Genomic DNA, 14,177 nt, shown 5'->3' with positions numbered 1-14,177 from the left:
ACAGGGTGGGGGCGGGTTAGCTCTGCGCGAGCATTTCCTTGAGTTTCAGGCGCTGGATCAGCTGCGTTTCCTGGCTGTAGACCTCGGCCACGTACTTCTTGTAGTCGGGGCCGTCCAGGTACATGATCGGCGCGTCGATGCGCGCGGCCACGGCCCTGAATTCGGCGCTGGCCACGGCGGCGCGGAACGCATCGCGCAGCTTCTTTTCGATGTCGGGCGGCAGGCCCTTGGGCGCGCCGATGCCGTTGGGAGCTTCCACGACGACGTTGTAGCCCAGTTCCTTGAGCGTGGGCGTGTCCTTGAAGCGCGGCGTGCGCTGCTCGCCCCAGGTGGCCAGCAGGCGCAGCTTGCCGGCTTCCACATGCGGCGCCCACGAACTGGAATCGGCCAGCAGGTCCACCTGGTTGGCCAGGACGTCCTGCAGGGCCTGCGAGCCGCCCTTGTAGGCGATGGCATTGAATTTCACGCCGGCGGCCAGCGCGAACTGCTCCATGCCGACGTGCGTGGCGCCGCCGATGCCGGCATGCGCGTAGGTGAGCTTTCCCGGATGCGCCTTGGCCTCGGCCACCACATCGGCCAGCGTCTTGAAGCGCGAGCCGGCCGGCACGGCGATGCCGAAGGTCTGGCCCGAGGTGCGTGCCAGGTAGGTCAGTTCGGTGCGCGGGTCCAGCTGCAGCATGCCCAGCTGCGAGAAGCGCGTGACCGAAATCGGGATCTGGCCGATGGTGTAGCCATCGGGGTTGGCGCGGGCCAGCGCCTTGGTCCCGATCATGCCCGATGCGCCGGCGCGGTTTTCCACCACGATCGACTGCTTGAGAATCCCCGACGCCACCTGGCACAGGGCCCGCATCGACTGGTCGGCCGTGCCGCCCACCGGCCAGGGGCAGATGAACGTGATGGGCCGGTCGGGATATTCGCCGGCGGCGCGTGCCATGCGCGGCACAAGCAGGCTGGCCGTGCCGGTGGCGGCAACGGCGGCGGTGGCGGCGCTGCCCAGCAGTAGCCGGCGGCGCGAAAGGCTGGCGGGAAGACCTTGCGTCATGGGGGATGTCTCCGATCTTGTTTTAGGTCGCGGACCGGCGTCGATGCCAATCCGCTCTGGGAGCGATTGTGGGCGTCCCGAACATAACCATCCAATAGAAAATTGGCATTGCTTCATAACCTTCCGGTTAGGTAGACTCGCTGCCATGGCGCATATCGACCGGGCCTTCCGCTCCAATATCAAGCTTCGCCACCTGCAACTGCTGGTGGCGCTGGACGAGTTCCGGCATCTGGGCCGCACCGCCGAATTCCTGTCGGTCAGCCAGCCGGCCGTGTCCAAGGTGCTGGCCGAAGTGGAGAAAATGCTCGGGCTGACGCTGTTCACGCGCTCCACGCGCGGCACGGAGCCCACGCCGGCCGGCGAATCGCTGGTGCGCTTTGCGCGCGCCGTGCTGGCCCAGTACGACGTGACGCGCGACGAGATCGAGGCCGTGGCCAGCGGCGCGGCAGGCCGCGTGCGCGTGGGGTCGATGGGCGCCACGCTGCCCGTGCTGCTGGCCCGGGCCGTGGCGCGCCTCAAGGACCGCTCGCCGCGTGCCACGGTGCTGGTCGAGGAGGGCGACCTCACGCATCTGCTGCCCCGCCTGCGGCTGTCGGAACTCGACGTGATCGTTGGCCGCCTGGAACCCAGCTACGCCGCGCCGGACCTGATCACCGACGCGCTCTACGAGGATCCGATGGTGGCCATCGTGGCCGCCGGCCATCCGCTGTCGCGGCAGGCCAGCCCCGACTGGACCGACCTGGCGCGGCATCCGCTGGTGTTGCCGCCGCCGTGGGCATCGCTGCGCGTCAAGATCGAGCAGGCGTTCTTCCGCCATGGGCAGCAGCCACCGGCCGACGTGATCGAGTCGTCGTCGTACCTGGCCGTCACCACCTTCGTGGCGCAGCGGCAGGCGGTGGGCTTCGTGGCAGGCTCCGTGGGCCGACAATGGCAGGCGGAAGGGCGCTTCCACGTGCTGGCGATGCCCGTGGAAGTGGAACTGCCGCCCGTAGGCCTCATCACGCTGCGCGACCGCCGGCTGCCGCCAAGCGTGGCCGAACTGGCCTATTGCCTGCGCGAGACGGCGCGGGAGATCGACATGGCAAACAGCAGCCCCGGCAGCCCCGGCAGCGCCGGAAAGGGCGGCCGGACGCGCAAGACCGCTAAACCCGCAAGCAAGACCTCATGACAGAAACTTCCAGAACGTCCCGCCAGACCGAAGTCGTTGTGCTGGGTGCCGGCATCGTTGGCGTTGCCACGGCGCTGGCGCTGCAACAGCGCGGCCATGCCGTGTGCCTGATCGACCGCAAGGCGCCGGGCCGCGAGACCTCGTACGGCAATGCCGGCATCATCCAGCGCGAGGCAGTGCAGCCGTACGCGTTTCCGCGCGCCTGGCAGGCAATCCTGCGGGTGGCGGCACGGCGTGGCAACGACGTGCATTACCACCTGCGGGCGCTGCCGTCGCTGGTGCCGTCGCTGGCGCGCTACTGGCACGCGTCGGCGCCGGAACGCTATATGGCCACGGTCAGTGCCTACGCGGCGCTGATCCGCCATTGCATCGACGCACATGCGCCGCTGATCGAACGCGCCGGTGCCCAGGACCTGGTCCGCAAATCGGGCTGGCTGGAGGCCTACCGGACGCCGGCCGCGTTCGACGCGGCGGCCAACGCGGCCGGCACGGTCGCGGCCGCGCACGATCTGCGCCACGCGGTCCTGGACAGCGCGGCACTGGCCGCCGCCGAGCCGGTGCTGCAGCGGCCGATGGCCGGCGCGGTGCACTGGCAGGACCCGTGGACGGTCAGCGATCCCGGCGAACTGGTGGCGCGCTACGCGGCGCTGTTCGAGCGCGAGGGGGGCGTGCTGCTGCAGGGCGACGCCGATACGCTGCGCCAGTCGGGCAGCGGCTGGACGGTGCGCACGCGCGATGGCGCGGTGCAGGCCGAACACGCCGTGATCGCGCTGGGGCCATGGGCGGCGGGGCTGACGCGCCGGCTCGACTACCGGCTGCCGCTGTTCGTCAAGCGCGGCTACCACCGCCACTACCATGTGGACGCCATGCCGGACAGGCCGCTGCTCGACGCCGAGAACGGCATCCTGCTGGCACCGATGCGCCAGGGCCTGCGGCTGACCACGGGCGCCGAGTTCGCGCATCATGAATCGCCGCCCACGCCGGTGCAGTCGGTGCGGGCGGAAATGCTGGCCGGCGATCTGGTGCGGCTGGGCCAGCCCGTGGAGGCTCAGCCGTGGATGGGCGCGCGACCGTGCATCGCCGACATGCGCCCGGTGGTGGGGCGTGCGCCGCGTCATGCCAACCTGTGGTTCCACTTCGGCCATGGCCACCAGGGCCTGACGCTGGGGCCGGCCACGGCGCGCCTGCTGGGTGAACTGTTCGACCGCGAAACGCCGTACGTGGACCCCGCGCCGTACGACCCGCGCCGCTTCGGCCGTTAAGCTGCCGAAGCCGCCGCGGCCTTCGACTGCGCGCGCGCCTGCAGGTAGCCGACGAACGCCGTGGCCACGTCCGACAGCGCCTCGTTCTTGCGGGTCAGGATACCGAATGCCTTCATGTCCTGCCCCACTTCCACGGGCAGCGTGGCCAGCAGCGATGCCCGGACATGATCGCGCACCACCGATTCGGGGAGCATCGCAATGGCATCGCCCGATTGCAGTAGCTGCAGCGTGGCGAAGATCGACGAACACTCGATCACGTCCTGCGGCGTGGACACCTGGGCCTGCGCGAACTGGTCTTCGAGCATCAGCCGCGCCGGGCTGGTCAGCGTCTGCAGCACCCAGGGCCAGCGCACGAGTTCGTCCCAGCCCGGGCTGTCGTGACCGTGTTGCCGGAACGCCTGCACCAGCGGGTGCCCGCTGCGCACCACGATCCGCAGCGGCTCGTCGGACAGCGCGCAGAAGTCGAACCGGTTGTGGTCGAGCGGGCCGGCAAAGCGCCCGACGGCCAGTTCGATCTCGTGCCGCTCCAGCAGCACGCCGATCTGGTCGCTGGTTTCGCCCAGGATGCGCACGCCCAGGCGCGGCCGCTCGCGCTTGATGTCGGCCACGGCGGCCGCCACCAGGTCGGGCGCGGCCCCCATGATCGCCCCAAACACCAGATGCCCGTGGCCGCCCCGGCGGCGCGCTTCCATATCCTCCAGAAAGCGGTCCAGGCTGGCCTGCGTGTGGCGGGCATAGGTGACCACCTCGATGCCCAGCGGCGTCGGCCGCATGCCGCGGGCGTGGCGCTCGAAGATCGCAAAGCCAAACGCCTGTTCGATATCGGCCAGCATCTTCGTGGCCGACGGCTGCGTGACGTGGATCAGCGCGGCGGCCTGGTTCAGCGTGGGGGTGTCGGCCAGCGCACTCAGCAGCGCCCAATGCTTGAGTTTCAGCCGGTTCACCAGGCGGCGTGTCAGCGACATGCGGTGTCTCCTTGGCTATTCCAATATGGAATGGCTCGCTGTTTAAAATTGATTGGAACGATATAGGCTGGCGGCCTACAGTGCAACGGACGCTTCTCACCCATCACGATAAAGACAGGAGACAAGATGAAGCTGATTCGCCACGGTGCGGCCGGCCAGGAACGGCCCGGCCTGATCGATGCCCAGGGACGCCTGCGCGACCTCTCTGCCCATGTGCCGGACATCACCGGCGCCACGCTTTCCCCCGATACCCTGGCCCGCCTTGCCGCCATCGACCCGGCATCGCTGCCGCTGGTGCAAGGTGCGCCGCGCATCGGCGCGTGCGTGGGCAACGTGGGCAAGATGATCTGCGTGGGCCTGAACTATTCGGACCACGCGGCCGAATCGGGCATGCCGATTCCCACCGAGCCGGTGCTGTTCATGAAGGCCACCAGCGCGATCGTCGGGCCCAACGACGACGTGGAGATTCCGCCGCGCGCCGAAAAGGTGGACTGGGAAGTCGAACTGGGCGTGGTGATCGGCAAGACAGCGCGCTATGTGTCGAAGGCCGATGCGCTGGACCATGTGGCCGGCTACTGCATCGTCAATGATGTCTCCGAGCGTGCCTACCAGCTGGAACGCGGCGGGCAGTGGGACAAGGGCAAGGGCTGCGACACGTTTGGCCCGATGGGCCCGTGGCTGGTCACGCGCGACGAAGTGCCCGACGCCCAGGCCCTGGAGATGTGGCTGGAGGTGGACGGCAAGCGGTACCAGCACGGCAACACCCGCACGATGATCTTCGACGTGCCGACCGTGGTGTCCTATATCAGCCAGTTCATGAGCCTGCAGCCCGGCGACGTGATCTCCACCGGCACGCCGCCCGGCGTGGGCCTGGGGCAGAAGCCGCAGCCGGTGTACCTGACCGTGGGACAGACCATGCGCCTGGGCATCACCGGGCTGGGCGAACAGCAGCAGCGCACCGTGGCGGCCAACGTGGGAGACCCGCAATGAACCAGCTCGACCTGAAGGGCCGCGTAGCCGTGATTACCGGCGGTGCGCAGGGCATTGGCTACGCCGTGGCCGAACGGATGCTGCGTTCGGGTGCCGTGGTGTCGCTGTGGGACGTCAACGAGGCGCAGCTGGTCAAGGCTGGCGATGCGCTGTCGAAGCTGGGCCAGGTCACCGGCGAGGTCGTGGAACTGACCGACGAGCATGCCGTCGACCGGGCCACGCAAGCCACGATCCAGAAGCTGGGGCACATCGACGCGCTGGTCAACAGCGCCGGCATCACGGGCGGCAATGCCCCCACGTGGGAACTGGACCCGGCCGTCTGGCGGCGCGTGATCGAGGTGAACCTGATCGGCAGCTACCTGACCTGCGGGTCGGTGGTGCCGCACATGATGGCCCGCAAGTTCGGGCGCATCGTCAATATCGCGTCGGTGGCCGGCAAGGAGGGCAACCCGAACGCATCCCACTACAGCGCGTCGAAGGCGGGCGTGATCGGCCTGACCAAGTCGCTTGGCAAGGAACTGGCGCAGAGCGGCGTGCTGGTGAATGCCGTGACGCCGGCGGCGGCGCGCACGCCGATCTTCGACTCGATGACCGAGCAGCACATCGCGTTCATGCTGTCGAAGATCCCGATGGGCCGCTTCCTGGAAGTGGAAGAGGCCGCGTCGATGATCGCCTGGCTGACGACCGAGGACTGCGCCTTCAGCACGGGCGCGGTGTTCGACCTGTCGGGCGGACGCGCCACCTACTGAGCTTCCTGCGGCACAGACCCCGGGGCAAGCATCCCGGGGCGGCTACCTCAACCCATGCGCACGGCCTGGCGTCTTGCCGACGGCCGGTCCTGCGCAGAGGAGACACTCGTCATGCAATCCCACCGCCCGGACCTGGCGTCCGTCACGGCGAAGGCCATCGCGCGCCTGGTGCCGTTCCTGCTGCTGATGTACGTGCTGGCGTTCCTGGACCGCGCCAACATCGGCTTCGCCAAGAAGGCATTCCAGCTCGATACCGGCATCTCCGACGCGATGTTCGCGCTGGGTGCCGGCGTGTTCTTCATCGGCTACGCGCTGCTGGAAGTGCCCAGCAACCTGATCATGCATCGCGTGGGTGCGCGCATCTGGATGTGCCGCATCATGGTGACGTGGGGCCTGGTGTCGGCCGCGCTGATGTTCGTGCACAGCGAAACCGGCTTCTACGTGCTGCGCTTTCTGCTGGGCGTGGCCGAAGCGGGCTTCTTCCCGGGTGTCATCTACTACCTGACCAAGTGGTTTCCGGCCGGCTCGCGCACGCGGGTCATGGGGCTGTTCTACTTCGGCGCGCCGCTGGCCTTCATCTTCGGCAGCCCGCTGTCGGGGCTGCTGCTCGAATTCGACGGCGCGCTGGGCCTGAAGGGCTGGCAGTGGCTGTTCCTGGTCGAAGGGCTGCTGGCCAGCGCGGTGGGCGTGTGGGCCTACTGGTATCTCGACAACGAACCGCGCGATGCGCGCTGGCTCAGTGCCGACGAACGCGAGACGCTGGCCCAGGCCATCGAGAGCGAGGAGCAACGCAAGGCCGCGCACGGTCCCGCCACGGTGATGCGCGCGCTGGGCAACGGACGGGTGCTGTTTCTGGCGCTGATCTACTTCCTGATCCAGGCCAGCGTGTACGGCGTGGTGTTCTACCTGCCGACCCAGGTGGCGGCGCTGCTCGGCAAGAAGGTGGGCCTGGAGGTGGGGCTGGTCACGGCCATTCCATGGGTCTGCGCGCTGGTGGCGGCCTACGTGCTGCCGCGCGTGGCCGAGCGGCACGGCAATCATGCGCGGCTGGCGCTGGGCACGCTTGTGGTCTCGGCGGCGGGCATCGCACTGTCCGTGCATACGGCGTCGCCGCTGCTGGCGCTCGTGGCGCTGTGCTTCGCGGCGGCCGGCTTTATCGCCGTGCAGCCGCTGTTCTGGACCTTTCCCACCAGCTACCTTGGCGGCGCGGCCGCGGCCGGCGGCATTGCGCTGATCAATTCGCTGGGCGCGCTGGGCGGGTTTGTCGCGCCGAACATCAAGACGTGGGCCGAGCAGGCGTTTGCGTCGCACACGGCGGGCATGAACCTGCTGGCCGCGATGACCGTGCTGGGCGGGCTGCTGTTTCTGGGCCTGCGCGGCGCGCGCCCGGTGCAGGCGCACGCCGACGCGGCCGCCCGTCGCCAATTTTCCTGATTCCGATTCCTGGAGCACCGCAACATGAGCATGCCCACCATCCGGCACGTCCGTGCCTTCACGCTGCGCGGCGCCGGCGCCGACTATCACGACCAGGGCGCCGGCCACTGGATCGACGACCACATCGCCACGCCGATGGCGAAGTACCCCGAATACCGCCGCAGCCGGCAGCGCTTCGGTATCAACGTGCTGGGCACGCTGGTGGTGGAAATCGAGGCCAGCGACGGCACGGTCGGGTTCGCCGTCACCACGGGCGGCGAACTGGGCTGCTGGATCGTCGAGAAGCACCTGGCGCGGTTTATCGAGGGCCAGAAGGTCACCGACATCGAGAAGATCTGGGACCAGATGTTCAACGCCACGCTGTACTACGGCCGCAAGGGCATCGTGCTGAACACGATATCGGGGGTGGACCTGGCGCTATGGGACCTGCTGGCCAAGGTGAGAAAGGAACCGGTGCACGCGCTGCTGGGCGGCCCCGTGCGCGACGAACTGCAGTTCTACATGACCGGGGCGCGGCCCGACCTGGCCCGGAAGCAGGGCTTTATCGGCGGCAAACTGCCGCTGCACCACGGCCCGGCGGAGGGAGAGGCGGGGCTGCGCAGGAACCTGGAACTGCTGGGGCGGATGCGCGAGGCCTGCGGCCCGGACTTCTGGCTCATGTACGACTGCTGGATGAGTCTGGACGTGGAATACGCCACGCGCCTGGCGCAGGCGGCGTACCACGACTTCGGCCTGAAATGGATCGAGGAGGCGCTGCCGCCCGACGACTACTGGGGCTATGCCGAACTGCGCCGCAACGTGCCGCGCGGCATGCTGGTGACCACCGGCGAGCACGAGGCCACGCGCTGGGGCTTCAGGATGCTGCTGGAGATGGGCTGCTGCGACATCATCCAGCCCGACGTGGGGTGGTGCGGCGGCATCACCGAACTGATCCGCATCTCGGCCCTGGCCGACGCCCACGGCAAGCTCGTGGTGCCGCACGGGTCGTCGGTCTACAGCTACCACTTCGTCATCACGCGCCATAACAGCCCGTTTGCCGAATTCCTGAACATGTCGCCGGGCGCCGACCAGATCGTGCCGATGTTCGATCCGCAACTGCTGGACGAGCCGGTGCCCGTCAACGGCCGGATGAAGGCGTCCGCGCTCGATGCGCCAGGGTTTGGCGTACGGCTGAACCCGGATCTGCCGCTGCACCGGCCGCATCCGAGGTAGCCCGGCGTAGATCCGTCGCTGGCGCCGCATAGCGACGGGCGGCGCCGGATTCCTGTCGATCCGCACTTTTCCGGTGTCCGCCGTGCCGGGCCGGTGGTAATCTCGCGGCAACTCCACCCCCGCCCCCGGGATTCCACCTTGCGTTCCGTCGATCCAGAACTCTGGCGTACCGCTGCCGACCAGCGCGCCTATCAGGACGCGCGCCGCCGCGTGCGGGCGCTGCGCTTCTTCTACATGCATGCGCTGGTCTATGTGGGGGTCAACGCGCTGCTGATCGTCATCAACCTGGTGACGTCGCCCGAGCGGCCGTGGGTGCGTGCGCCGCTGATGGGCTGGGGCATCGGCCTGGCCGTGCACGGCATCATGACCTGGAGCCGGGTGGGCCTGCTGGGCCGGGGCTGGGAAGAACGCAAGATTGCCGAATTCATGGCGCGCGACCAGGTACGCACGCTGTCCACCGAGAAACAGCTGGTGGAAGCGCAGATGCGGCTGCTGCAGGCCCAGATCGAGCCGCATTTCCTGTTCAACACGCTGGCCAACGTGGTGAGCCTGATCGAGCCCGCGCCGCAGAAGGCCACGCTGATGCTCGAACACTTCATCGCGTACCTGCGGGCATCGCTGGCGGCCAGCCGGGCCACGCAAGGCACCGTGGCGCAGGAAGCCACGCTGCTGCGCGACTACCTGGCGCTGATCAAGATTCGCATGGGCGAGCGGCTGCAGTACACGGTGGACGTCGATGGATCGCTGGACACCGTGCCGCTGGCGCCGATGCTGCTGCAGCCCGTGGTGGAAAACGCCGTCAAGCACGGGCTGGAACCCAAGGTGGAAGGCGGCCGCCTGCTCGTGAGGCTGGAACGGCGCGGGGCGCGCATGCTGGCCACGATCGAGGACGACGGCATGGGCTTCAGGCCGGGCGGCAATGCCGGGGTGGGCTTGTCCAACCTGCGCGAGCGGCTGGCCGTGCTCTATGACGGCGATGCCCACGTCCGCATCGAGGACCGCGCACCCGGCACCGCCGTGCTGATCGACATCCCGCTGCCACGCGCGCGCCATAACGGAGACCCCGCATGAAGCCCACCGCGTTGATCGCCGATGACGAGGAACACCTGCGCGCGCACCTGCGCGGCAAGCTGGCCCGGCTCTGGCCGGAGCTGGACATCGTGGCCGAAGCCGCCAACGGCCTGGAAGCGGCCGCGGCCATCGCCCGGCTGGCGCCTGCCGTGGCCTTTCTCGACATCAAGATGCCGGGCCTGTCGGGGCTGGAAGTGGCGCAGGGCATCGAGACCGACACGCGCCTGGTGTTCGTCACCGCCTACGACGAGTTCGCGCTCGACGCGTTCGAACGCGCCGCCGTCGACTATCTGGTGAAGCCCGTCACCGACGAGCGGCTGGGCCGCACCATCGAACGGCTGCGCAAGGCGTTTCAGGAGTCCGCGCCGCTGCCCGAACTGGCGCAGCTGCTGGGTCAGCTGGCGCGGGGACAGGCGCGCGCGGATGGTGCCGGGCCGCTGCGGTGGGTGCGCGCGAGCCGGGGCAACACCACCAGCCACGTGCCGATCCAGGACGTGCTGTATTTCCAGAGCGACGACAAATACGTGGTGGTCCACACGCAGGACGGTGAACACCTGATCCGCACGCCGCTGCAGGAACTGATCGACGGGCTGGACCCCGAAGTCTTCTGGCAGGTGCACCGCTCGACCATCGTCAACATGGAGCACGTGGCCGGCACGCGGCGCGACGATTCGGGGCGCCTGTTCGTGCGGATGCGCGGCGGCGACACGGAACTGCCGGTATCGCGCGCCTACGTGCACAAATTCCGGCAGATGTAGCCTGCGGGGCCGGCCGGTCACTGCTGCCGGTTCATGAATTCCTGGATCTTGCGGGTTTCCCAGTCGCGGCCCCAGCGCGACAGGCGCGTCCAGACCAGGATGCCATGCACGCCCAGCCCCAGCCCCCAGGCCAGCGTGGTCGTCAGCGGCCACGGCCAGCCCGAGGTGGCGTAGTGCGACCAGGACGGTGTCGGAAAGTAGAAAAAGCGCAGCCACAGCCAGCTGTTCACCACCACGTAGATCAGCAGATGGATATACCAGCCGCGCAGCGCCCGCACCATGCGGCGGGCACGCCAGTAGGCCCACGCCTGGTCGTCATCGGCGCTGGCGTTCGGAAAGGGGGGATGCATATGGCGCATGGCTCGGTCCTCGTCGTGAATGTCGTTGCGATGTGACAGGTATAAGCCACGGCGAAGGCACTTGCCAGGGGCAGGGGCTGAATCGACGGGTTTGCGGCGTCAGCTACGGAACCATGGCGCCAATGGCGGCCGGCAACTGACTTCGGATTCACCCAGACGCGCTATGATTGACACGAATCGCCTCGCAGGTGACATATGAATCGCCTTGACCCTAACACTGAAAGTGCCGTTCGTCAGTTTCTGGCCGTACTCGCACCGCGTTTCGACGTGGCGGGCGCCATCGTCTTTGGCAGCAGGGCCCGGGGCACCTTCCGTCCCGACAGCGACGCGGACGTCGCGATCCTGCTGAACGGGGAGCATCAGCGTGCGCTCCCCACAACGCTGGCCATGGCCGACGTCGCGTACGACGTACTACTCGACACTGGCATCAACATTTCTCCGCTGCCCATCTGGCTCGACCAGTGGGATCATCCCGAGCGATTCGCCAATCCGGCTCTGCTTCGGAATATTGCAAGAGAAGGGGTGCGGTTGTGAAGGCTGCAGACCTGATGGCCAAGGCGGACCAGGCGCTGGCGTCGGCCCGGCTTCTGCTCGAGGCGGGGGATCCCGATGGCGCGTGCAACCGCGGCTACTACGCCATGTTCGATGCCGCGCTGATTGCCGCAGGGGCCGAGATCGGCAAGACCCACAAGGGTGTCCTGAACGCCTTCAGCGATCAACTCGTCAAGAACGGCCCTATCTCCCGGGAAATGGGCCGCTTGCTCAAGCAGGCGGAAACGCGCCGCTATGTCGCCGACTATGAAGGCGAGCCTGTGGAGCCCGAAGACGCCCGTCAAATGATCGAACAGGCCGGATCGTTCGTGGCGGCGATCCATGCTTACCTTGGCCACCGCATCCCCGCGGGCGGCTAACCGAACCTACCCCTCCCGCGACACCTCCACCAGGCAACTCATCGCGTTCGGTCCCTGGGTCAGGTCCGATGTGCCGATGTCGAGCGTCAGCGTATTGGCGGCGCCGGCGCGGTCCACGCCGTCGGCATCGGGGTCGTACCAGGCGCCCGTGGCGATCATTGCCACGCCGGGGGCCACGCCGTCGCTCACCGCCAGCCCGGCGGCAATGGCGCCGCGGGCGTTGTGCACGCGCACCCGCATGCCGGGGTGCAGGCCGCGCGCGGCGGCATCGGCCGGGTGCAGCGTGATCCGTTCGGCGCCGGCCACCTTGCCCGCCTGGGCCAGTGGGGCGGCATCGAGCTGGCTATGGAGCCGGTCGGCCGGCTGCACGGAAACCAGGTGCAGCGGGTGGCGCCGCGCTTCGGCGGCGCCCAGCCATTCGACAGGCGGCTGCCAGTTCGGATGGCTGCCGCAGTCTTCGGACATGGCGCCCAGTGTCGGGCTGGCAAGCTCGATGCGTCCGCTTGGCGTGCGCAGCGGATGCGCCAGCGGGTCTTGCCGGAAATCGTCGAACAGCACGAAGTCGTCGGTGGGCGCGGGCAGGGCCACGTGCCCGCTGCGCCAGAACTGATCGAACGGCGGCAGTTCGATGCCGGCGCTGGCCTGGGCGTCGCGGCAGCGGGCGTAGATCGCCGCGATCCAGCCGCGTTCGTCGCGGTCCTCGGTAAAGGCCGCGCGATAGCCGAGGCGGTCGGACAGGTCGGTAAAGATGTCGAGATCGCTGCGCGCCTGATGCAGTGGCGTGATGGCCTGGTGCATGGCCAGCACATAGCGGTCGCGCGACGAGCCGCCGATATCGTTGCGTTCCAGCGCGGTGGTCACCGGCAGCACGATATCGGCATGGCGTGCGGTGGCCGTCCAGCAGATGTCCTGCACGATCACGGTCTGCGGGCGCGCCCACGCCTGGCGCAGCCGCCCCAGCTGCTGGTGGTGATGGAACGGGTTCCCGCCGGCCCAGTGCACCAGCTTCACATCGGGATAGTGGCGCGTCTCGCCCTGGAAGCGGTAGGCGGTGCCCGGATTCAGCAGCATGTCCGACAGCCGTGCGCAGGGGATGTCGAGGTTGGCCGGGTTGCGGCCGACCGGCATTTCCGGGCCCGGCGTGGCCACGCGCGGGTTGCCCACGCCATTCATCGATCCGTGCCCGAAGCCGAAACCGCCGCCGGGCAGACCGATCTGGCCCAGCATGGCCGCCAGCGCAATGGCCATCCAGTACGGCTGCTCGCCGCGATGCTGGCGCTGGACGGCGAAGCTGCAGGTGAGGTAGCTGCGCTTGCCGGCCAGCTGGGCGGCCAGTTGGGCGATGCGCGCGGCCGGAATGCCGGTGATGGCGGCCGCCCACGCGGGCGTCTTCGGCTCGCCGTCGGCGTGGCCCAGCAAATAGGATTCGAGTTCGGCCCAGCCGCTGCAATGCGACTGCAGGAATGCCGCGTCGTGCGCGCCCGTGCGGCGCAGTTCGTAAGCCAGCGCCAGCATCAGCGCGACATCGGTATTCGGCCGGATCGGAATCCATTCAGCGCCCAGGAAATCGGGGCAATCGTCGCGCGTGGGACTGATATTGATGACCGTGGCGCCGCTGGCCGCCAGCTTGCGCAGCCAGGACGCCTGCGTATGCTCGGCGGCGCCGCCCGACGACACCTGGCCGTTCTTCAGCGCCAGCCCGCCGAAGGCCACGAAGACCTCGGTATGGGCGATCAGGCTGGGCCAGGCCGTGACGCGGCCCGTCAGCGGCCGGTCGGTGCCGATGACGTGGGGCAGCAGGAATTGCGCGGTGCCCCAGCTGTAGTTGCCCACCTGGTCGACGCAGCCGCCGCCCGTGAAATGAAAACGGCGGATCAGCGAGCGCGCGTGATGCAGCCGCCCGGCCGACGACCAGCCGTACGAGCCGCCGAATACGCCGGCAGGGCCATGTTGCTCGCGTACGCGCCGGATCTCGCCCGCCACCAGGTCGAGCGCGACATCCCACGACACCTCGACGAAATCGTCGCGTCCGCGCGCATGGCCGTCGCTGGCCTCGCGCTGCGCCAGCCAGCCGCGCCGCACCATCGGCGTACGGATGCGCGTGGGCGAGTAGACCATCGGCACGATGGCATCGAGCAGGGGCGACGGGTTGGGATCGGCGGCGAACGGTTCGCAGCGGACCAGCCTGCCATTCTCGACGACGGCCGTGAAGGCCCCCCAATGCGCCAGTTGCGGGTAGCGGCGGACTGTCACGGG

The 14,177-nt window shown here is 68.6% G+C and carries 14 protein-coding genes; 10 read left to right on the top strand and 4 right to left on the bottom strand.

Annotation, left to right across the window (positions count from 1 at the left end; translation table 11 throughout):
* Nucleotides 1–16 precede the first annotated feature (16 nt).
* Entirely contained in the window at nt 17–1,042 is a 1,026-nt protein-coding gene (locus AC24R4_RS03770) for a tripartite tricarboxylate transporter substrate binding protein (RefSeq protein WP_487522270.1), read from the bottom strand.
* Between the two features lie 145 nt (nt 1,043–1,187).
* Here AC24R4_RS03770 and AC24R4_RS03765 point away from each other — a divergent pair, with 145 nt between their 5' ends.
* Both AC24R4_RS03765 and AC24R4_RS03760 read left to right on the top strand, forming a co-directional pair.
* Complete coding sequence (locus AC24R4_RS03765) at nt 1,188–2,210, top strand: LysR substrate-binding domain-containing protein (RefSeq protein ID WP_487522269.1); 1,023 nt, start codon at nt 1,188–1,190, stop codon at nt 2,208–2,210.
* Entirely contained in the window at nt 2,207–3,472 is a 1,266-nt protein-coding gene (locus AC24R4_RS03760) for an NAD(P)/FAD-dependent oxidoreductase (RefSeq protein ID WP_400397403.1), read from the top strand. The genes AC24R4_RS03765 and AC24R4_RS03760 overlap by 4 nt, the downstream gene beginning before the upstream one ends.
* Here AC24R4_RS03760 and AC24R4_RS03755 read toward each other — a convergent pair.
* The gene (locus AC24R4_RS03755; RefSeq protein WP_487522268.1) at nt 3,469–4,437 is read right to left on the bottom strand and encodes a LysR family transcriptional regulator; all 969 of its coding nucleotides are present in this window, start codon (nt 4,435–4,437) and stop codon (nt 3,469–3,471) included. The genes AC24R4_RS03760 and AC24R4_RS03755 overlap by 4 nt on opposite strands.
* Nucleotides 4,438–4,563: 126 nt before the next feature.
* Here AC24R4_RS03755 and AC24R4_RS03750 point away from each other — a divergent pair, with 126 nt between their 5' ends.
* From AC24R4_RS03750 to AC24R4_RS03725, 6 genes are all read left to right on the top strand, one after another.
* Nucleotides 4,564–5,427 (top strand): fumarylacetoacetate hydrolase family protein, encoded by an 864-nt coding sequence (locus AC24R4_RS03750; RefSeq protein WP_487522267.1) that lies wholly within the window; start codon nt 4,564–4,566, stop codon nt 5,425–5,427.
* Nucleotides 5,424–6,176, top strand: a complete 753-nt coding sequence (locus AC24R4_RS03745; RefSeq protein WP_487522266.1) for an SDR family NAD(P)-dependent oxidoreductase — start codon at nt 5,424–5,426, stop codon at nt 6,174–6,176. Before AC24R4_RS03750 ends, AC24R4_RS03745 begins: the two co-directional genes overlap by 4 nt.
* A 111-nt stretch (nt 6,177–6,287) precedes the next feature.
* Nucleotides 6,288–7,610 carry an MFS transporter gene (locus AC24R4_RS03740; RefSeq protein WP_487522265.1) on the top strand — a complete coding sequence of 441 codons (1,323 nt, stop codon included), beginning with the start codon at nt 6,288–6,290 and terminating at the stop codon, nt 7,608–7,610.
* Between the two features lie 24 nt (nt 7,611–7,634).
* Entirely contained in the window at nt 7,635–8,822 is a 1,188-nt protein-coding gene (gene rhmD, locus AC24R4_RS03735; RefSeq protein WP_487522264.1) for an L-rhamnonate dehydratase, read from the top strand.
* 138 nt (nt 8,823–8,960) lie between these two features.
* Nucleotides 8,961–9,893: a sensor histidine kinase gene (locus AC24R4_RS03730; RefSeq protein WP_400396836.1), complete on the top strand. Its 933-nt coding sequence runs from the start codon at nt 8,961–8,963 to the stop codon at nt 9,891–9,893.
* On the top strand, nt 9,890–10,651 hold the full coding sequence (locus tag AC24R4_RS03725) for a LytR/AlgR family response regulator transcription factor (RefSeq protein WP_400396833.1): 762 nt from the start codon (nt 9,890–9,892) through the stop codon (nt 10,649–10,651). Before AC24R4_RS03730 ends, AC24R4_RS03725 begins: the two co-directional genes overlap by 4 nt.
* A 17-nt stretch (nt 10,652–10,668) precedes the next feature.
* Here AC24R4_RS03725 and AC24R4_RS03720 read toward each other — a convergent pair whose 3' ends face one another.
* A complete protein-coding gene (locus AC24R4_RS03720; RefSeq protein WP_487522974.1) occupies nt 10,669–11,001 on the bottom strand; it encodes a 2TM domain-containing protein in 333 nt (110 codons plus the stop codon).
* A gap of 204 nt (nt 11,002–11,205) precedes the next feature.
* On the opposite strand from AC24R4_RS03720, the gene AC24R4_RS03715 reads away from it, so the two are divergent.
* Both AC24R4_RS03715 and AC24R4_RS03710 read left to right on the top strand, forming a co-directional pair.
* Entirely contained in the window at nt 11,206–11,544 is a 339-nt protein-coding gene (locus tag AC24R4_RS03715; protein WP_487522263.1) for a nucleotidyltransferase domain-containing protein, read from the top strand.
* 14 nt (nt 11,545–11,558) lie between these two features.
* Nucleotides 11,559–11,921: a HEPN domain-containing protein gene (locus AC24R4_RS03710; RefSeq protein ID WP_487522262.1), complete on the top strand. Its 363-nt coding sequence runs from the start codon at nt 11,559–11,561 to the stop codon at nt 11,919–11,921.
* Nucleotides 11,922–11,927: 6 nt separating this feature from the next.
* Here AC24R4_RS03710 and AC24R4_RS03705 read toward each other — a convergent pair whose 3' ends face one another.
* Nucleotides 11,928–14,174, bottom strand: a complete 2,247-nt coding sequence (locus AC24R4_RS03705) for a molybdopterin-dependent oxidoreductase (protein ID WP_400396018.1) — start codon at nt 14,172–14,174, stop codon at nt 11,928–11,930.
* Nucleotides 14,175–14,177 lie beyond the last annotated feature (3 nt).

The organism is Cupriavidus sp. CER-90, from assembly GCF_057652055.1.
The sequence above is the reverse complement of the archived record's forward strand: the minus strand, read 5'-3'. Positions and strand labels throughout refer to the sequence as shown.